Consider the following 18,913-nt stretch of genomic DNA (forward strand, 5'->3'; position numbering starts at 1 on the left):
TTCAGTGCAGGTTCGGTTGGGCGCCCTGGCCCTTTTCGTCGATCATGGCGCCGGTCCGGAACCGGTCGAGGCGAAACCGTGCAGCCTCCTCATGTGGCGTGTCGCGGGCCAGCAGATGGGCAAAGACAAAGCCTGAGCCAGGCGTCGCCTTGAAGCCGCCATAGCACCAGCCGGCGTTGAGGTAGAGACCGTCGACCGGCGTCTTGTCGATGATCGGCGAGCCGTCCATCGACATGTCCATGATGCCGCCCCACTGGCGCAAAAGCCGCACACGGCCGATCATCGGCATCAGCGCCATGCCGCCCTCGCAGACATCCTCCATCACGGGCATGTTGCCGCGCTGGGCGTAGGAATTGTAGCCGTCAATGTCGCCGCCGAAGACCAGCCCGCCCTTGTCGGACTGGCTGACATAGAAATGGCCGGCGCCAAAGGTCATGACGCCGGGGATCAGCGGCTTGATCGCCTCGGAGACGAAGGCCTGCAGCACATGGCTTTCGATCGGCAGGCGCAAGCCCGCCATATCAGCGACGCGCGACGAAGAGCCGGCGACGGCCATGCCGACCTTGCCGGCGCCGATCTTGCCACGCGACGTCTCGACACCGGTCACCTTGCCATTGGCGTCCCTGACGAAACCAGTCACCTCGCAATTCTGGATGATGTCGACGCCGAGCCCGCTCGCCGCATGGGCATAGCCCCAAACCACGGCATCGTGACGTGCCGTGCCGCCGCGCCGCTGCAGCAGTCCGCCTTGCACAGGAAAGCGCGCATTGTCGAAGTTCAGGAACGGCATCATCTTCTTAACCGCGGCGAGGTCGAGCAGCTCGGCATCGATGCCGTTGATGCGCATGGTGTTGCCGCGCCGCGCATAGGCGTCGCGCTGTGCGTCGGAGTGGTACAGGTTGATGACGCCGCGCTGGCTGACCATCGAATTGTAGTTGAGGTCCTGCTCCATCCGCTCCCACAGCTTCATCGACAATTCGTAGAAGCCGGTATTGCCGGGTAGGCCGTAATTGGAGCGGATGATGGTGGTGTTGCGGCCGGCATTGCCGGAGCCGATCCAGCCCTTTTCCAGCACGGCGACATTCCTGATGCCGTATTCGCTGGCGAGGAACCAGGCGGTGGCCAGGCCATGGCCGCCGCCGCCGATGATCACCACGTCGTACCGATCCTTCGGCGTGGCGTCGCGCCAGGTGCGCTGCCAGTTCTTGTGGCCTGACAGGGCGGCACGGGCGAGCGAGAAGATCGAGTATTTCATACGTTCATTCCGAGGTCGCTCGCCCAAACTGGACCTTTCCTGACGCATCGGATTCACCCGAAAACCGTTTCACACTTTTCGGTCCGATGCTCTAGATATCCAGCGTGTGGTCGCGCTCCCATTGCGTGAAGTGCGAAGCATAGGAATTCCATTCCTGGTGCTTCAGCTTTAGGTAAGCCGACGAGAATTCCTCACCCAGCGCCGCCTTGAGCGATTTGTCCTTGTCGAACTCGCGCAGCGCGTCGAGCAGGTTCAGCGGCAGTTTCGGCGCACCTTTCACCGTGTGTCCGTGCTGGTACATGTCGATGTCGTAGCGCTTGCCGGGATCGGCCTTGGAGCGGATGCCGTCGAGGCCGGCGGCGATGATGACGGCCTGCAAGAGATAGGGGTTGGCGGCACCATCGGGCAGGCGCAGCTCAAAGCGGCCGGGGCCGGGAACGCGCACCATGTGGGTGCGGTTGTTGCCGGTCCAGGTGACCGTGTTCGGCGCCCAGGTCGCGCCCGAAATCGTACGCGGCGCGTTGATGCGCTTGTAGGAATTGACCGTCGGGTTGGTGATCGCGGCAAGCGCGGAGGCATGCTTCATGATGCCGCCGAGGAAATTCTTGCCCTTGGCAGACAGGCCGAGTTCCATCGAATTGTCGGCGAAGACGTTGGTCTTGCCGGCCTTGTCCCACACCGAGATATGGGCATGGCAGCCATTGCCGGTCAGGCCCTGGAAGGGTTTCGGCATGAAGGTGGCGCGCAGGCCGTGCTTCTCGGCCACCGACTTGACCATGAACTTGAAGAAGGAGTGCTTGTCGGCGGTGGCGAGCACGTCGTCGAAAGCCCAGTTCATCTCGAACTGGCCGTTGGCGTCCTCATGGTCGTTCTGGTAGGGACCCCAGCCGAGCGCCAGCATGTGATCGCAGATCTCGGCGATGACATCGTAGCGGCGCATCACCGCCTGCTGGTCGTAGCAGGGCTTTGAGGCCGTGTCGTACTGGTCTGAAATAACGCTGCCATCCGGCGAGATCAGGAAGAACTCGGCTTCGACGCCGGTCTTGACATGCATACCGTCGCCCGCCGCTTCCGCGATCAGCCGCCGCAGCGTGTTGCGCGGCGTCTGGTCGACCTCCTTGTCGTCCATGACGCAGTTGGCGGCGACCCAGGCCACTTCCTTTTTCCATGGCAACTGGATGACCGAGTCCGGATCCGGCACCGCCAGCATGTCGGGATGCGCCGGCGTGAGGTCGAGCCAGGTCGCAAAACCCGCAAAGCCGGCGCCGTCCTTCTGCATGTCGGCGATTGCCTGCGCCGGCACCAGCTTGGCACGTTGTCCGCCAAACAGGTCGGTGTAGGAAATCATGAAATATTTGACGTTTTTCGCCCTTGCGAACTCTGCAAGATCAGCTGTCACGGAAGTTCCCCATTTTTGTCGATTGTTGGCCCCAGAGCATGTGGGCTTCGGCCCTTCGTTGATTAGAAGCCGTTCTTCCCCGGTATCCAGTTGGTGCCGGCCAGCGGCACGCCGGCCATGGCGGCGGCTTCGATGGTGAGCGCGACGAGGTCCTCGGGTTCGAGATTGTGCAGGCTGTTCTTGCCGCAGGCGCGGGCAATGGTCTGCGCTTCCAGCGTCATCACCTTGAGGTAGTTCGCCAGCCTTCGCCCGGCGGCCACCGGGTCCACCCGCTTCATCAGCTCCGGATCCTGCGTGGTGATGCCGGCAGGGTCGCGGCCCTCATGCCAGTCATCATAGGCGCCGGCTGTTGTGCCGAGTTCGTTGTACTCCGCCTCCCAGCGGGGATCGTTGTCGCCGAGCGCGACAAGGGCCGCCGTGCCGATCGAGACCGCGTCGACGCCGAGCGCCAGCGCCTTGGCGACATCGGCGCCGTTGCGGATGCCGCCGGAGACGATCAGCTGCACCTTGCGGTGCATGCCGAGATCCTGCAGCGCCTGCACGGCCGGCCGGATGCAGGCGAGCGTCGGCTGGCCGACATTCTCGATGAACACCTCCTGCGTCGCCGCAGTGCCGCCCTGCATGCCGTCGACGACGACGACATCGGCGCCGGCCTTCACCGCAAGCGCGGTGTCGTAATAGGGGCGGGCGCCGCCGACCTTGACGTAGATCGGCTTTTCCCAGTCGGTGATCTCGCGCAGTTCGAGGATCTTGATCTCGAGATCGTCCGGCCCGGTCCAGTCGGGGTGACGCGAGGCCGAGCGCTGGTCGATGCCCTTCGGCAGCGTGCGCATCTCGGCGACGCGGTCGGAAATCTTCTGGCCAAGCAGCATGCCGCCGCCGCCGGGCTTGGCGCCCTGGCCGACAACCACCTCGATCGCATCGGCGCGGCGCAGGTCGCGCAAATTCATGCCGTAGCGAGAGGGCAGATATTGATAGACCAGTTGCTTGGAATGGCCCCGCTCTTCCTCGGTCATGCCGCCATCGCCCGTGGTGGTCGAGGTGCCCGACAGCGTTGCGCCGCGCCCCAGCGCTTCCTTGGCCGGGCCGGACAGCGAGCCAAAGCTCATGCCGGCAATCGTGATCGGGATCTTCAGTTCTATCGGCTTCTTGGCGTGGCGCGAGCCGAGCACCACGCTGGTATCGCAACGCTCACGATAGCCTTCGAGCGGATAGCGCGAGATCGAGGCGCCGAGGAACAGCAGGTCGTCGAAATGCGGCAGCTTGCGCTTGGCGCCGGCGCCGCGGATGTCATAGATGCCGGTCGCCGCGGCGCGGCGGATTTCGGAAAGCGTGTAGTCGTCGAATGTCGCGGATTTGCGCGGCGTCGTCGGCGGGTTGCGATAGGTCATGCTGCCTCAATACGCGTCGGCGTTGTCGATATTGAAATTGTAGAGCGTGCGCGCCGAACCGTAGCGCTTGAACTCCGACGGTTTGACGCCGGTCACGCCGGCGCGGTCGAGCAGGCCCTGCAGCAATTCCAGGTGCTCGGGCCGCATCTCCTTGGCGATGCAGTCGGCGCCGAGGCTGTCGACCTTGCCGCGCACGAACAGCCGCGCTTCGTAGATGGAATCGCCGAGCGCATCGCCGGCATCGCCCAGCACCACCAGATTGCCGGACTGCGCCATGAAGGCCGACATGTGGCCGATATTGCCGTGCACGACGATGTCGATGCCCTTCATCGAAATGCCGCAGCGCGACGAGGCATTGCCCTCGATGACCAGCAGGCCACCCTTGCCGGTGGCGCCGGCATACTGGCTGGCGTCGCCTTTCACGATGATCGAACCCGACATCATGTTTTCGCCGACGCCGGGACCGGCCGAACCATGCACGGTGATGGTGCTGCCGGAGTTCATGCCGCCGCAGTAGTAGCCGACGCTGCCGCGCACATCGATGCTGACCGGCTGGTCGACGCCGACGGCGACCGAATGGCTACCCTTCGGGTGCAGCACTTCCCAGGCCGTCTCGTTGGAACCGGGCGTCAGATTGTGCAGCGCCTGGTTGAGCTCGCGCAGCGACGACACATCGAGATCGAAGATCCGGGAGGCGTGGTCGTGCGCCGCCGCCTTTGAAAGTTTGGTTGCCGGCATGAACTCAATGCTCCCAGAAGTAGACGGTTGCGGGCTCCGGTTCCCAGACCCTCGCATTGTCTATGCCGGGCAGTTTGGTCAGCGCGCGATACTCCGAGCCGAAGGCGACATACTGGTCGGTCTCGGCCATAACGGCGGGCTTGCAGGCGATCGGGTCGCGGACGACGCCAAAACCGTTCTTAGTGCCGACGACGAAGGTGAAGAAGCCGTCGAGGTCGGAGAGCGTGCCTTCCAGCGCCTCGCCGAGGTTCTTGCCATGCGCCATCTGCGAGGAGAGATAGGCGGCCGCGACCTCGGTGTCGTTCTCCGTCTCGAATTTCATGCCTTCGCGGATCAGCTCGCGCCGCACATTGTTGTGGTTGGAGAGCGAGCCATTGTGCACCAGGCACTGGTCGGCGCCGGTCGAGAAGGGATGCGCGCCCATCGTCGTCACCGCCGATTCCGTCGCCATGCGGGTGTGGCCGATGCCATGCGTGCCGGTCATCTTGCGGACGTCGAAGCGATCGACGACCGCTTCCGGCAGGCCGACTTCCTTGTAGATTTCGACCACGTCACCGGCGCCCATGATGCGGATGTCGGGACGCAGTGTCTGGATGGCTTCACGCGCCGCGTCGATCTTGGCAGGCGTGGTCCTGACGACGGCATGGGTCGACTTCACAGCAATGCTCACCGGCGCGCCGATGGCCTTGGCCAGCTCCGCTTCGAGACCGCGGAAATCACGCTCCGGCTTGGCCGATTGGATGGTGATCTTGGCTTCATTCTTGGAGGGCGCGCCATAGATAGCAATGCCGGCGCTGTCCGGACCGCGATCGCTGAGCGAGACCAGCATCTCCGACAGCATCGCGCCGAGCTTTGGCTCCAGCGACTTGTCCTTCAAAAACAGTCCGACAATTCCACACATGTCAGCCTCCCGGCGTTTGTAGCTAAGAGATGATGTACCGAATGCGGTGGTCGAATTCAATCATATGAAAAAAATTTTCCTGTAGTTACGTATGCGGCGTGATGCCGCCCTGCGAATTGTCACTGCCCTGCGCGGCATTGTGAACCCATAGCGCATGGCGGATGCGGGCCAGCTTGTAGGCGTCCAGAACAGATAGCGCATAGATCAGGAAGCCGCCGGCATGACGGCCGATGAAGCTGGCGTCGGGCGGCGCGATCTTGGCGGTCACCCAGGCCAGGATCACCATGAAGAACAGAAACTGCAAGCCCCGCACCGGCACACCCAGAATGACGTGGCCGCTTGCCGGCAGCACGATTGCCGCGCCGAGGACGAGATAAGGGCTCACCGGCGCCGGCTCTGTGTTCGAACTGGTCATGCGGCTTGCCGTTCGCTTTTGTTGATGGCGTCGCGCAGCGCCGAGAGAGAGGTGAGCAGCCGCTCGATCAGCGCCGGATCGATCTGCGCCTCACCGAATGCGGCCTGCCGGAAAACGCCGTAACGCGCCCGCTCGGCCTCGGCCAGCAGCCAGACGATGCGCACCCCGTTTGGCGTGATCAGCAGCTCCTTGGCGCGCCCCTCCGAAAAGGGTTCCAGATGGTCGGCGATGATGCCTTGCGGGAACCGTGTGCCGCGGCGGTCTGTCCGCAGCACCGCTTCGAGGGGAAATCCCGGAGCCTTCGGCAGCGTATGCTGGAGGTGGTCGAAATTCGAGAAGGTCGTCGGCGAGCCGGGTCGCATCATCATGTCGAACGTCGCCGGCACCGCCACCTTTTCGGTGATCGAAACGCTGAGCCAGCGGGCCGGGAGTTTTCGTGTTGCCAGCGTATCGACGATGGTGCGCAGCTGAACGCGTTGGCTGTTCCACGACCCTTCCCAGGTGACGACGCCGGCGGTGCCGTCCGAAACATCAGTGGCGTCGGCGATGATCGTGCGAATGCGGGCCTCGTCGGCGGCAAGCGCCGCCAATGCCCTGTTGCGGCTGCGCCGCGCCAGCCACGCAAGATGGAGGGCGAGAGCCAGGACGATGGCCCCGACAAGCAGTGCTGATGTCACGTCGGACATTTTTGTCATGTCCGGCCCGCCAAGGATCGGGGGCGGGCCGTCTCCCATCAATAGCCCTGCGGTTTCGGCCACGGCATGGTGAACTGGTCGCCGCGCCGCACGAATTTGTAGCGGTAGAAATGGAACCACAGCGAGATCAGGAAATAGAAGATGGTCATCGCGATCAGCTGCGAGCCGAAGCCGAGGAAGATGGCGAAGAACGTCACCACGCACAGGCAGAACAGCACGATCGCCGGCAGCGGATGGAAGGGGTGCGTGTAGCCGCGGCGGATGGAGCCGAGCGGCCACTTCTTGCGGAACATCATGATGTTGATGCTCATGAAGGTGTACTGCAGCACGCCCGACAGGATCGAAAAGGTGATCGCCTGGTTGAGGTCGGCGATGAAGGCGAAGGCGAGCGCGATCGGCAGCAGGAACAGGATCGAGCGATAGGGCGTGCGGTACTTCGGGTGAACGGCCGAGAACCAGCTCGGCAGATAGCGGTCGCGGCCAAGCGAGAACCACGCGCGGGCAGCATCATTGATACAACCATTGGCCGATGCCAGCGCCGCAAGCAGTGTCGCGATAAACAACAGGTTCTCCAGCAGCGGACTGCCAGTCAGCTTGCCGGCGTCCCACAGCGGGTAATAGGTGATGCCGAGATATTCCCAGGGCATCAGTGAGGCGCAGACATACCAGGTCATGGCGGCGGCGATCAGAAGCGTGATCATGCCGGCCATGGTGCCGTAGGGCAGGGACCGGGCCGGCGAGCGCACTTCCTCGGCCGCCTGCGTGGTGCCCTCGATGCCGAGATAATACCAGATACCGAACTGGAAGGCGGCGATGACGCCGATCCAGCCATAGGGCAGCGCATTGCCGGGAGTAACCAACTCATTGAGCTTCAGCACCGCGCCTTGCGTCCACGGGCTGACCGAGAAGAACAGGATGACGATCGAGACATAGGCGATCGCGGTGATGACGAAGTTGACGTTGAGCGTCATCAGCACGCCGCGATAGTTGAGCCAGGCCAACACCACGATGGTGGCGGCGATGAAGGAATTGTGGGTCAACCCTTCGACGCCGGCCTTGGCGACGATGGTGTCGCCGAGCAGGATCGCGTCCGAGACTTCGAGCATCGTGTAGGCAAACACCAGGAACAGCGCGACATTGAAGGCCATTAGCGGGCCGACAATGTGCTTGGCCTGCGCATACTGACCACCGGCGGCGGCGACCGTCGACGTCACCTCGGAATCGATCATGGCGACCGAAGTGTAGAGCAGCCCGACGATCCAGCAGACGATCAGTGCGGCCAGCGCGCCGCCCTTGTCGGCCGAAAAATTCCAGCCGGTGAATTCACCGACCAGAACGATGCCGACGCCAAGCGCCCAGACATGGGCGGGACCGAGCACCCGCAGCAGCGAGACCCTGTCGCCATTTGTTACCGAACCCGCAGTTTCAACCGCGACCGTCATTGTTCAATCCCCACTCAGATCCGGTGTTTTTCGGAAACGGCTTCAAGCTCGCCTTCGCGCGACGAGGTCAGAACGTCCTCGGAATAGGTCGTATCAACCTTGAACCAGTCGTAGAGCATCCACAGCGCGAGCACGACCGAGATGCCCCAGCATGCGTAAGAGAGTGAAATCCACATGGTGCGTCCCCGATTGCTTGTCTTCGGAACTCTTACTTGTCGTCGAATTTTTCGTTGATGACGTCGCGGTATTCGCGGTCGGATGCGCGAAACAGGAAGACGAAATAGCCGATCAGCACCGCGGCCATGATGATCAGCGTCGGCCAGTCGATGACATAGTGGAAGCGGTTCTGGATGACGTCATGCGCGGTCTCGGGCGTATAGCCGAGTTTCTCCCAGATCGCGGCCATGGTCGGGTTCTGGCCAAGCGCTTCCCACGTCTTGGCGTCGAGCGCGTCGATGGATTTGGCGGCTCCGGCGAGACCCAGTTTGAGCGGCAGCCACAGCGCCACGAAAATGGCGACCACCACGACGACGATATCGAAAACCTGACCGGCCTTGCTCTGCTCCGGTGGCGTATAGCGGGACATGCGGTGTACCCCTCAGGAGTTGCGGTTGCGGGATGCGTCGGCGTTCTTGATATCGAGGCCGTAGATGAAGTCCTTGTCTTCCTTGTAGTGTTTGACCATCGCCAGGATCGCTGCGGTGTTGAAGATCAGCACGGCGGCGGCGGCAATCGCGACGACGGCCTTGATGCCGCTGTCGGGAATGTACGGCCATGTCATGAAGAGGACGAAGAGGATCGTCGCCCACAGGCAGATGATCAGCAACGCGGATCCGCGCAAGTCGGAACGGTACAGCGCTTCGATGCGCTGCTGCAGGTCTGACATCGGTTTTCCCCTTTTTTCCGACGTCCGGTTCCGAATCCACCGTGCGCCGCTCTCTTTCAAGAGAGTGAAATTTTTTCATAAATTCAGACCGTTTACCGCAATTGTCAAGACGAATTTACGCTGAGTTAACCGTTTGCTCGAGGCGGCCAATTTTGCCTGACAATGAAATTATTTGCTTTCAGGGGATTGCGGCCCTCCCACGTTTGCGATCAATATTCGGGCCAAAGCTCCGGCCTCGCGCCAAGGAGCAGGGAACAATGGAATTTTTGAACGGAGGACGAGCGGATGACGGCATCCTGGAGATTTTCGACCCTGGCGGATCGCCACCGCGCGCTGGGTTCGAAGCTCGAAGACTGGAGCGGCATGGGCACCGCCTGGACCTACGACAAGGACGCCGACGAAGAGTACATCGCCATCCGCACCAAGGCCGGGCTGATGGATGTGTCGGGCCTGAAGAAGGTCCACATCACCGGCCCGCACGCTTCGCATCTCATCGACCTCGCCACCACGCGCGACGTGGAAAAGATCTACCCCGGCAAGTCAGCCTATGCCTGCATGCTGAACGAGGCGGGAAAATTCACCGACGACTGCATCCTCTACCGCACCGGCCCGAACAGCTGGATGGTGGTGCATGGCTCGGGCACCGGCCATGAGGAATTGCAGCGGGCGGCGATGGGCAGGGACGTGTCGCTGCGCTTCGACGACAATCTGCACGATTTGTCGCTGCAAGGGCCGACATCCGTCGACTATCTCGCCAAGCACGTGCCGGGCATCCGTGACCTCAACTATTTCCATCACATGCAGACGCAGTTGTTCGGCTTCCCGGTGATGATCTCGCGCACCGGCTATACCGGCGAGCGCGGCTACGAGATCTTCTGCCGCGGCCAGGATGCCGGCACGATCTGGGACAGGATTCTCGACGAGGGCAAGAGCGCCGGCATCATTCCGTGCCGGTTCACCACGCTCGATATGCTGCGGGTCGAAAGTTATCTGTTGTTCTATCCCTACGACAATTCGCAAAAATATCCGTTCGAGAATGAAGGCCCTGGCGACACGCTGTGGGAGCTCGGCCTCGACTTCACCGTCAGCCCGGGCAAGACCGGTTTCCGTGGGGCTGAAGAGCACTATCGCCTCAAGGGCAAGGAGCGCTTCAAGATCTATGGCGTGCTGCTCGACGGCAAGGAGCCGGCCGACGAGGGTGCCCCGGTCTATCGCGACGGCAAGAAGGTCGGCGTGGTGACCTGCGCCATGTATTCGCCGCTGGTCAAGAAATCGATGGGCATTGCCCGCCTCGACGTCGACTGCGCGGTCAAGGACACCAAGCTCGAAATTCGCAACAAGAGCGGGTCGATCAAGGCGACGGCGCAGCCATTGCCGTTCGACGATCCGAAAAAGACCAAGCGCACGGCCAAGGGTTGAGGCATCATCAACGGCGAGGGGTTTTAAGGCACTAGAGCATGATCCCGAAAAGTGGGAACCGGTTTTCGGAAAAGATCATGCTCCAACTGATTTAGAGAGAATGGCAGCCAAGACCATCATCAGCCGGCCCATTTACGGAACCCTGTCTCCGCAGCCCGGCAAGCATCATCTATTCATCGCCGATGCGGAAGGCGCGCTGGCGATCGTTGATATGGCAAAGACGGCTCCGCCCGGTTTCTTCGGTGGCGCCGAAATCGTCTTCATCCCAGGCCCCGACGGCAAGCATGTCGACGCCCTCGAAGCGCTGAAGCCGGCGCAGTTTCATCAGGCGCCGTCCTTCGCCAGCCTGCTGCCACGCTTGAAGCAGACGCTTAGCAACGCCCATATGGGCCTGCGTCTCTACATCGCCGGCACCGAAGGTCTGATCGGCCAGGCCATGCAGGTGGCGCTCGAAGCCGGCATCGATCATACCTCGATGCAGACCGAGCATCGCGGCTCGCTGGCGCGGCGCATGCAGTGCGTGCACTGCAAGGGCATCACCGAGAACGTGACGACGCAGCCCGCCACCTGTGCGCATTGCGGCCTGCTGCTCCTGGTGCGCGATCACTATTCGCGGCGGCTGGCGGCTTTCCAGGGTGTCTGCATCAACGCCGAGGATCGCACCGAGATTCCTCCGATGGAGGAGGCCTTCCCATGAGCACCGGCACCACCAAGCTCGATGTCGTCGTCAGCGATGTCGTTCCGGTCAACGAGCTGGTCACCCGCTTCCATTTCCGCCGGCGCGACGGCGAGCTGTTGCCGACCTTTTCCGGCGGCGCCCATGTCGTGGTCGAGATGCGCGATGGCGACCGCACCCGACTCAATCCCTATTCGCTGATGGGCTCGCCGCTCGACACGCGTGAATACACGATCTCGGTGCGCCGCGACGATGTCGGCGCGGCGGCTCGCTGTTCATGCATCGGTCCGTCAAGCCGGGCCTGGAGATGGTGATCAGCTATCCCGTCAATCTGTTCTCGCTCGACCTGCGTGCCAAGAAACACCTGATGCTGGCCGGCGGCATCGGCATCACGCCGTTCATGGCGCAGACCGCGCAGCTGGCGGGGGAGGGCGGCAATTTCGAACTGCACTACACCTGCCGCACCGCGTCTCTCGGCACCTATGCCGATGTGCTGCGGGAGCGTTACGACAGGCGCATCAGGCTCTATCAGGACGACCGCGATGAGCGCATCGATCTCGACCGGTTGCTGTCGACGCAGCCGCTCGGCACGCATCTCTATGTCTGCGGTCCGGCCGGCATGATCAATTGGGTGCGCGACCGCGCGGCCGCCTTGGGTTGGCCATCGGAGGCCGTGCATTTCGAGCATTTCGCCGCCCCCCAGCCGGGCCTGCCTTTCGACGTGACGCTTGCCGTCAGCGGCAAGACGATCCGCGTCGACGAGCAGCAGAGCCTGCTCGAAGCCATCGAGGCGGCCGGCGTCGATCCGCCCTATCTCTGCCGCGGCGGCGTCTGCGGCCAGTGCGAGACCAACGTCATCTCTTGTGACGGCAAGTTCATCCACAACGACCACTGGCTGAGCGAGGAAGACCATCGCTCCGGCTGCAAGATCATGCCGTGCGTCTCGCGCTTCGAGGGCCGGTCGCTGGTGCTGGAGCGGTAGAGCATTTTGCAGCCAAGTGGGTACACTTGGCGTCGCAGAAATGCGGCTAAACAAAGAGATAGAGCGGGCTTCCCGCTCTAGGAGGAAATCATGGGCATCACCTTTCGCAAGGAAACGTTCCGCGACGATTTCACCTTCAGGAACAGCCCGGAGCACATCAGGCGCTTCCCGTTCCCGTTCCATGAAGACGCCTACATGTATGCGGTCAACATCGAACCGCATGTCGTCGGTCCGAAAGACAGCGTGCTGGAAAACCTGATCGACGTCGACGAGCACTATGTCGCCGAGATGCAGGACCGCGCGCTGGTGCTGGCCGAGGATCCGCTGCGCTGCCAGTCGCTGCCGCACATGACGCTGGCGGGCTGGGATTTGCTCGAACTTTTGATGGAGCAACAGGCGCTGGGCTACCCCGAACATTTCACGCTGACCCGCGACGGCGACCGCTGGCGCTGGATCAACCGGCCGCTCGGCATCGACGACACCTTCACTTTCGGTGATACCTCGACACTGCCTTACGGTCCGATGGAATACATCACCCGCCAGAGCCAGGGCGATTTCTGCATCCTCGACCAGCGCGACGGCAATCTTTGGATGGATGCCGGCATGGTCACCACCCAGGCAGATTGGTCGCTCGATTTCGACATCGGCATGAATTTCTTCGAGTGGCACGCGCCGGTGCCGCTGGCGCATGAGAAGGGTATTTTCACCAGGGCGCTGAAATTCCTCACCAACATCCAGCAAGGCAAGCCGGCGCGGCGCCTCAACTGGACGATGACCATCAATCCACGCCTCGACACCAGTCCCGAGAATTACCACAAATGGGGTCCGGATCGCGCCACTGTGACGCCGGAGAATGTTGGCGACAAGGTGCATCTGCGCGTCGAACTGCAGAGCTTCTGGCGGCTGCCTCGCTCCAACGGCATCGTCTTCCCGATCCGCTGCTACCTGATCAAGATGGACGAGCTGGTCACCCAGCCGAAATGGGCAAGGCGTCTGCACCGCGTGATCCGCGACCTGCCGGAGGAGCTCGCCACCTACAAGGGCCTGACACGCTATCGGCCGACGCTGGTCGAATGGCTGTCGAAGCTTGATGATGGGAGTGCGACGTCACCGGGGTTTGGGCCGGACTAAATCTTCCTTTGCGCCGTCCTCTCAGGATCTGGGTTCCTCGCCCCCGCAAAGCGGGGGAGAGGTGGCCGCGAAGCGGTCGGAGAGGGGGCAGCGCCGGCGCGAGAGATTGGGCACGCACGACACCACGGTCCGCGCCATCCCCCACTCCCTTGGGGGCGAGGAACCCAAGCGTCTCACCCCGCGCTGTTCTGCGGATAGCAGATAATCGACAAATACCGCATCGGCAGTTTCGTCAGATGCTCCGGTCCATGCGGCGCGTCGGCGTCGAAGAACAGGCTGTCGCCAGGCTTCATCGGGTAGAGGTTGCTGCCGTGCCGGTAAACGACTTCGCCCTCGAGCATGTAGAGGAACTCCATGCCCTCATGCTGGAAGGTCGGGAACACGTCGGAGTCTTCGGTCAGCGTGATCAGATAGGGTTCGACGACGACACCGCTGGTGTTCGAGCCGATATGGCCGAGCAGATTGTACTGGTGGCCGGCGCGCGTGCCGCGCCGCTCGACGTCAAGGCCTTCGCCGGCCTTGACGAAGACAGCACTTCGCTCCTCCTCGAAGCGGCGGAAGAAAGCGGTGACGGGAACGCCGAGCGCCCGCGACAGCGCCTGCAGCGTGGTCAGCGACGGCGAGGTGATGCCGTTCTCGATCTTCGACAGCATGCCCAGCGAAATGTCGGTGGCGACGGCGAGATCGGCGACGGTGATGCCGAGCTTCTTGCGGAACGCCCGCACCTCGCGACCGATCGCCACCTCCAGCACTTTTTCGCGCGTGTCGCGGATGGCGTGTGGGTTCTGCGTCAGCGGTGCGCGGATGGTCTTGCCGTCGGCCGAGACCTTTGGCTGGGGTTTCGGCTTGGCGCTGGCAAGCCCGGCCTTGGAAGTGTCTTTCGCCATGTCGCCCCCGGACTTCGCGGATTTATTTCACTCAAGGTGAACATCAGAGGTGGCGATACAGCAGCGCGGCGGTGTCGGCAAGCCGTCTTAAGTCCCATTCGACCATCCCATGAATTCTGTCAGCGAAGGTTTTCCGCCAGGAATCCTTCGTGGGCAAACGCCGTTCCCGCAGATGTCTGTTGACAGCACCGAAGGGCCAATTAGTGTCACTGTCAGTGAAATTTGTTTCGCTGGGGAAATCAAAAATGAGGAGGCCCTGGAAATGAAAAAACGTGTTGCCGTCATCGGCGCCGGACCGTCCGGCCTGGCACAGCTCAGGGCCTTCAAGTCGGCTGAAGACAAGGGCGCCGATATCCCCGAGATCGTCTGTTTCGAAAAGCAGTCGGATTGGGGCGGCCTGTGGAACTACACCTGGCGCACCGGCCTCGACGAGCATGGCGATCCCGTGCATGGCTCGATGTACCGTTACCTCTGGTCGAACGGACCGAAGGAATGCCTAGAGTTCGCCGATTACACGTTCGAGGAGCATTTCGGCCGGCCGATCGGCTCCTATCCGCCGCGCGCCGTGCTCTGGGACTACATCAAGGGCCGTGTCGAAAAATCAGGCCTGCGCAAATGGGTGCGCTTCAACAGCCCGGTGCGCATGGTCACCTTCTCGGACGAGACCAAGAAATTCACCGTCACCGCGCATGACCGCACCAACGACGTCACCTACTCGGAAGAGTTCGACAATGTCGTCGTCGCCTCAGGCCATTTCTCCGTTCCCAACGTTCCCTATTTCGAGGGTTTTTCGACCTTCAACGGCCGCATCCTGCACAGCCACGATTTCCGCGACGCGATGGAATTCAAGGGCAAGGATATATTGATCATCGGCCGCTCCTATTCGGCCGAGGACATCGGCTCGCAGTGCTACAAATACGGCGCCAAATCCATCACCTCCAGCTACCGCTCGAAGCCCATGGGTTTCAAATGGCCTGAGAATTGGAAAGAGGTGCCGCTCTTGCAGAAGGTCGTCGGCAAGACCGCGCACTTCAAGGACGGCACCACCAAGGATGTCGATGCCATCATCCTGTGCACCGGCTATCTGCATTCCTTCCCGTTCCTGACCGACGATCTGAAGCTCAAGACCGCCAACCGCATGTGGCCGCTCGACCTCTATGAAGGCGTCGTTTGGGAGAAGAACCCGAAGCTCTCCTATATCGGCATGCAGGATCAGTTCTACACCTTCAACATGTTCGACGCGCAGGCCTGGTTCGCCCGCGACGTCATCATGGGCCGCATCAAGCTGCCTTCCGCCGAGGCGATGGCCGAGCACGGCGCCAAGTGGCGCGCCCGCGAGGAGACGCTGGAAGACGCCGAGCAGATGATCTGGTTCCAGGGCGACTACACCAAGGAACTGATGGACCAGACCGACTATCCCGGCTTCGACGTCGAAGCGGTCAACCAGACCTTCATGGAGTGGGAACACCACAAGGCGGAAGACATTATGAGCTTCCGCGATCACGCCTACCGCTCGCTGATGACCGGCACCATGGCGCCGCTGCACCATACGCCCTGGCTGCAGGCGCTGGATGATTCCATGGAGAGCTATCTCGAGGTGAAGGGCGTCGCGGCGGAGTAGCCGCGGCGCATCGTCCAGCTATCCCAGCCTTGCCCGCGCCTTCGCCGTCCAGGCGTTGAACAGCCGGTCGGCGACGATGCCGATGAAGGCGATGGCCAGGCCGGCGACGATGCCGCGACCGGAATCGGCTTTGGACAGCGCGATGAACACCTCCTGACCGAGATCGCGCGTGCCGACCATGGCGCAGATGATGATCATCGCCAGCGCCATCAGGATGGTCTGGTTGACGCCCAGCATGATCTCGGGAAGCGCCAGCGGCAGTTGCACGCGGAAAAATGTCTGGCGCGGCGTGCAGCCCGACACCTTCGCCGCCTCGATCAGCGCCGGCGGCACCTGGCGGATGCCGTGATTGGTGTAGCGGATCGCCGGCACCACGGCGAAGGCGATCGTTGCGATCATGGCGGTGACATCGCCGACGCGGAACAGCATCACCACCGGGATGATGAAGCAGAAGGACGGCAGCACCTGCAGCGTGTCGATGATCGGCGTGACGATCTTCTCGAAACGGTCGCTGCGCGCCGCCATCAGCCCGATCGGAATGCCGATCAGGCAGGCGATGAAGGCCGAGATGCCGCAGAGATAGACCGTCGCCATGGTCTTTTCCCACAGCCCGGTGATGGCGCAGAAGGCAGTCAGTGCGGCGACCAGGGCTGCCAGGCGCAAGCCTGCGAGCTGATAGCCGGCAAGGCCGAGCAGGAACACCGCGCCCAGCCAGGGAAAGCCTTCGCAGAAGGCGCGCACCGGGTTCAGCACATTGAGGATCAGCGCCACGCGGAACGCTTCGATCACATCGAAGAAGTTGATCGTCACCCAGTTCACCGCCGCCTTCCACAGCGGCGCGGTGGTGAAGGTGATCGCCTTCGGCACCGCCGCGAAGGCCGGTACGAACAGGCCAAGCAGCGTGGTGACGGCAAGGACGGCGATGGCCAGCGTCAGATTGGGGTAGCGCCGCCAAAGAGTCGGGCTCGATTCCTGATGGACATGGCCCTTCGCCTGCTTGTGCGCGATGGCCTGGCTCAACCGGTCGAGCGCGATCGCCAGCGCCACGATGGCGAGGCCGGCCTCCATCGCCTCACCAACCTTCAGCGCGCGCAGCGCCAGAAGCACGTCGTAGCCGAGGCCGCCGGCGCCGATCATCGATGCGATGATCACCATGTTGAGCGCCAGCATGATGACCTGGTTGACGCCGACCATCAGCGTCGGCCGCGCCGAGGGCAACAGCACCCGCCACAGTTTCTGCCGCGCCGTGCAGCCGGCCATGTCGCTGAATTCGCCGATCTCCACCGGCACCCGCGTCAGGCCGAGCATCGTCGCCCGTACCATCGGCGGTGTGGCGAAGATGGCGGTTGCGATCATCGCCGAGACCGGGCTGTTGCCGAACAGCAGCAGCATCGGGATGAGATAGGCGAAGGTCGGGATCGTCTGCATCAGGTCAAGGGCAGGGGAGATGATCAGCCTTTCCGCCCATGGCTTGCGCCATGCCCAGATGCCGGCGAACAGGCCGGTGACGATGCAAAACGGCACGGCGATGGAGATCAGCGCCAGCGTCAGCATGGCGCTGGTCCATTGGCCGAACAGCGCGATGTAGAGGAAGCAGCCGCCGACTAGCAGGCTGAGTTTGCGACCACCCACGGCATGGCCGGCGAGGAAGGCGACAGCACAGACCCCGACCCAGGACAGGCGCGGCAGGACCAGGGTATCGACGCCGTGGCCGATCTTGAAATTCTTGGCCAAGAGATTGAGCGCGAAGTCGAGCGGCACCCCGAGAACCGCGGTGATCGAGCGGGTCAACCACGACAGGTTCGATTTGATCCAGCCCATCAGCGCGCTGACCCAGTCGGCGACCGGCACGACGGCGCTCGCCGGATAGTCGACAGCCCAAGGGACGCTGTCTTGGAGCAGGAACACCATGAGCACAGCGGCAAGGGCGAGCGCCCAGACAAGCAGCCATCGCTGAAGCGCCGGCCTCGGCTCGCTGGTGCTTGCCGTCACCGTCATGCGCCGGCTCTCGCATGCTCGATGCCGGCCAGCAGATCGATGACCGCTTGCGGCGTGACTTCGCCGACCGGCTTGCCGGTGCCGTTGACCACCGCGAACGGCTTGCCGGCGGAGACGATGCTTGCCGAGAAACTGGCGATCTTGGCATCCGGCGAAACCGTCCCGCCATGCTCGGTGCCGTCGCAGGCGCGCATCAGGCTTCGTGCCGAGATCACCTTGGCGCGGTCGACGTCGCGGGTGAATTCGGCGACATAGTCGGTCGCCGGATTGACCACCAGTTCTTCCGGCGTGCCGATCTGGATGACCTCGCCGTCCTTCATGATGGCGATGCGGTCGGCGAGCCTTATGGCTTCGTCGAAATCATGGGTGATGAAGACGATGGTCTTGTGCAGCATGGTCTGCAGCCGCATCAACTCGTCCTGCATCTCGCGGCGGATCAGCGGGTCGAGGGCGGAGAATGGCTCGTCGAGGAACCAGATTTCCGGTTTGGTCGCGAGACTCCGGGCAATACCGACACGCTGCTGCTGGCCGCCGGACAATTCGCGCGGATAGAAATGCTCGCGGCCACTTAAGCCGACGAGTTCGATGACCTCGCGCGCCCGCGCCTCGCGCGTTGCCCGGTCCTGCCCCTGGATGCTGAGCGGAAAGGCGATGTTGTCGAGCACGTTGAGATGCGGCAGCAGCGCGAAATTCTGGAACACCATGCCCATGCGATGGCGCCTGAGTTCGATCAGTGCCGCATCGGAAATCTTGAGCAGGTCCTTGCCTTCGAACTCGACCTTGCCGTGGCTCGGTTCGACCAGCCGCGACATGCAGCGCACCAGTGTCGATTTGCCGGAGCCGGACAGGCCCATGATGATGAAAATCTCGCCCTGGCGGATTTCGAGATCGACGGCGCGCACGGCGCCGACCAGTCCGGCAGCCGTGACATCGGCCATGCTGGCCTTGCCGTCGCGCTCGCGGATGAAACTGGCCGCGTTCGCCCCGAACAGCTTCCACACATTGCGGCAGGCAAGTTTTACCGGGCGGTCGTTTGTGCCCGGTTGCGTCGATCCCTGTTCAGTCGTCATCCAATCG

18 protein-coding genes and 1 pseudogene are annotated in these 18,913 nt (G+C 62.7%); 5 read left to right on the top strand and 14 right to left on the bottom strand.

Going from position 1 to position 18,913, the window contains the following annotated elements; genetic code table 11:
• Position 1: 1 nt before the first annotated feature.
• The 11 genes from HB778_RS23005 to HB778_RS23055 form a co-directional block, all read right to left on the bottom strand.
• The gene (locus HB778_RS23005; protein WP_183457235.1) at positions 2 to 1,255 is read right to left on the bottom strand and encodes a sarcosine oxidase subunit beta family protein; all 1,254 of its coding nucleotides are present in this window, start codon (positions 1,253 to 1,255) and stop codon (positions 2 to 4) included.
• Between the two features lie 91 nt (positions 1,256 to 1,346).
• Entirely contained in the window at positions 1,347 to 2,654 is a 1,308-nt protein-coding gene (gene glnT / locus HB778_RS23010) for a type III glutamate--ammonia ligase (RefSeq protein ID WP_183457237.1), read from the bottom strand.
• Positions 2,655 to 2,716: 62 nt separating this feature from the next.
• The gene (locus HB778_RS23015) at positions 2,717 to 4,045 is read right to left on the bottom strand and encodes an FMN-binding glutamate synthase family protein (RefSeq protein ID WP_010914750.1); all 1,329 of its coding nucleotides are present in this window, start codon (positions 4,043 to 4,045) and stop codon (positions 2,717 to 2,719) included.
• A gap of 6 nt (positions 4,046 to 4,051) precedes the next feature.
• Positions 4,052 to 4,783: a GXGXG domain-containing protein gene (locus tag HB778_RS23020; RefSeq protein WP_183457239.1), complete on the bottom strand. Its 732-nt coding sequence runs from the start codon at positions 4,781 to 4,783 to the stop codon at positions 4,052 to 4,054.
• A gap of 4 nt (positions 4,784 to 4,787) precedes the next feature.
• Positions 4,788 to 5,684, bottom strand: coding sequence for a class II glutamine amidotransferase (locus HB778_RS23025; RefSeq protein WP_183457240.1), 897 nt, complete (start codon positions 5,682 to 5,684; stop codon positions 4,788 to 4,790).
• Positions 5,685 to 5,769: 85 nt separating this feature from the next.
• Complete coding sequence (locus HB778_RS23030) at positions 5,770 to 6,099, bottom strand: hypothetical protein (RefSeq protein ID WP_183457241.1); 330 nt, start codon at positions 6,097 to 6,099, stop codon at positions 5,770 to 5,772.
• Positions 6,096 to 6,785, bottom strand: a complete 690-nt coding sequence (locus tag HB778_RS23035; protein ID WP_183465195.1) for a hypothetical protein — start codon at positions 6,783 to 6,785, stop codon at positions 6,096 to 6,098. Before HB778_RS23035 ends, HB778_RS23030 begins: the two co-directional genes overlap by 4 nt.
• Before the next feature lie 47 nt (positions 6,786 to 6,832).
• A complete protein-coding gene (locus tag HB778_RS23040) occupies positions 6,833 to 8,236 on the bottom strand; it encodes an APC family permease (protein ID WP_183457242.1) in 1,404 nt (467 codons plus the stop codon).
• 14 nt (positions 8,237 to 8,250) lie between these two features.
• On the bottom strand, positions 8,251 to 8,412 hold the full coding sequence (locus HB778_RS23045; RefSeq protein WP_095198794.1) for a hypothetical protein: 162 nt from the start codon (positions 8,410 to 8,412) through the stop codon (positions 8,251 to 8,253).
• A gap of 32 nt (positions 8,413 to 8,444) precedes the next feature.
• Positions 8,445 to 8,822: a hypothetical protein gene (locus HB778_RS23050; protein ID WP_019856864.1), complete on the bottom strand. Its 378-nt coding sequence runs from the start codon at positions 8,820 to 8,822 to the stop codon at positions 8,445 to 8,447.
• 12 nt (positions 8,823 to 8,834) lie between these two features.
• A complete protein-coding gene (locus tag HB778_RS23055) occupies positions 8,835 to 9,122 on the bottom strand; it encodes a hypothetical protein (protein ID WP_183457243.1) in 288 nt (95 codons plus the stop codon).
• A gap of 285 nt (positions 9,123 to 9,407) precedes the next feature.
• Here HB778_RS23055 and HB778_RS23060 point away from each other — a divergent pair, with 285 nt between their 5' ends.
• The 4 genes and pseudogenes from HB778_RS23060 (at position 9,408) to HB778_RS23075 (ending at position 13,330) form a co-directional block, all read left to right on the top strand.
• Positions 9,408 to 10,541, top strand: a complete 1,134-nt coding sequence (locus tag HB778_RS23060; RefSeq protein WP_183457244.1) for an aminomethyltransferase family protein — start codon at positions 9,408 to 9,410, stop codon at positions 10,539 to 10,541.
• Positions 10,542 to 10,641: 100 nt separating this feature from the next.
• Positions 10,642 to 11,238, top strand: a complete 597-nt coding sequence (locus HB778_RS23065; RefSeq protein ID WP_183457245.1) for a dimethylamine monooxygenase subunit DmmA family protein — start codon at positions 10,642 to 10,644, stop codon at positions 11,236 to 11,238.
• Positions 11,235 to 12,199: pseudogene (locus tag HB778_RS23070) on the top strand (PDR/VanB family oxidoreductase). The gene HB778_RS23065 and the pseudogene HB778_RS23070 overlap by 4 nt, the downstream one beginning before the upstream one ends.
• Before the next feature lie 90 nt (positions 12,200 to 12,289).
• Positions 12,290 to 13,330 (top strand): heme-dependent oxidative N-demethylase family protein, encoded by a 1,041-nt coding sequence (locus HB778_RS23075; protein WP_183457248.1) that lies wholly within the window; start codon positions 12,290 to 12,292, stop codon positions 13,328 to 13,330.
• Between the two features lie 173 nt (positions 13,331 to 13,503).
• Here HB778_RS23075 and HB778_RS23080 read toward each other — a convergent pair whose 3' ends face one another.
• Positions 13,504 to 14,217, bottom strand: coding sequence for a helix-turn-helix domain-containing protein (locus HB778_RS23080; protein ID WP_183457250.1), 714 nt, complete (start codon positions 14,215 to 14,217; stop codon positions 13,504 to 13,506).
• 262 nt (positions 14,218 to 14,479) lie between these two features.
• Between HB778_RS23080 and HB778_RS23085 the strand changes: the two genes are divergently transcribed.
• Positions 14,480 to 15,838, top strand: coding sequence for an NAD(P)-binding domain-containing protein (locus tag HB778_RS23085; protein ID WP_183457252.1), 1,359 nt, complete (start codon positions 14,480 to 14,482; stop codon positions 15,836 to 15,838).
• Positions 15,839 to 15,856: 18 nt separating this feature from the next.
• Here the strand turns inward: HB778_RS23085 and HB778_RS23090 are convergent, their stop codons facing one another.
• Positions 15,857 to 17,836: an ABC transporter permease gene (locus HB778_RS23090; protein WP_183457254.1), complete on the bottom strand. Its 1,980-nt coding sequence runs from the start codon at positions 17,834 to 17,836 to the stop codon at positions 15,857 to 15,859.
• Positions 17,833 to 18,906, bottom strand: a complete 1,074-nt coding sequence (locus tag HB778_RS23095) for a quaternary amine ABC transporter ATP-binding protein (protein ID WP_183457256.1) — start codon at positions 18,904 to 18,906, stop codon at positions 17,833 to 17,835. Before HB778_RS23095 ends, HB778_RS23090 begins: the two co-directional genes overlap by 4 nt.
• Positions 18,907 to 18,913 lie beyond the last annotated feature (7 nt).

The organism is Mesorhizobium huakuii (assembly GCF_014189455.1).
Lineage (GTDB): Bacteria > Pseudomonadota > Alphaproteobacteria > Rhizobiales > Rhizobiaceae > Mesorhizobium > Mesorhizobium huakuii_A.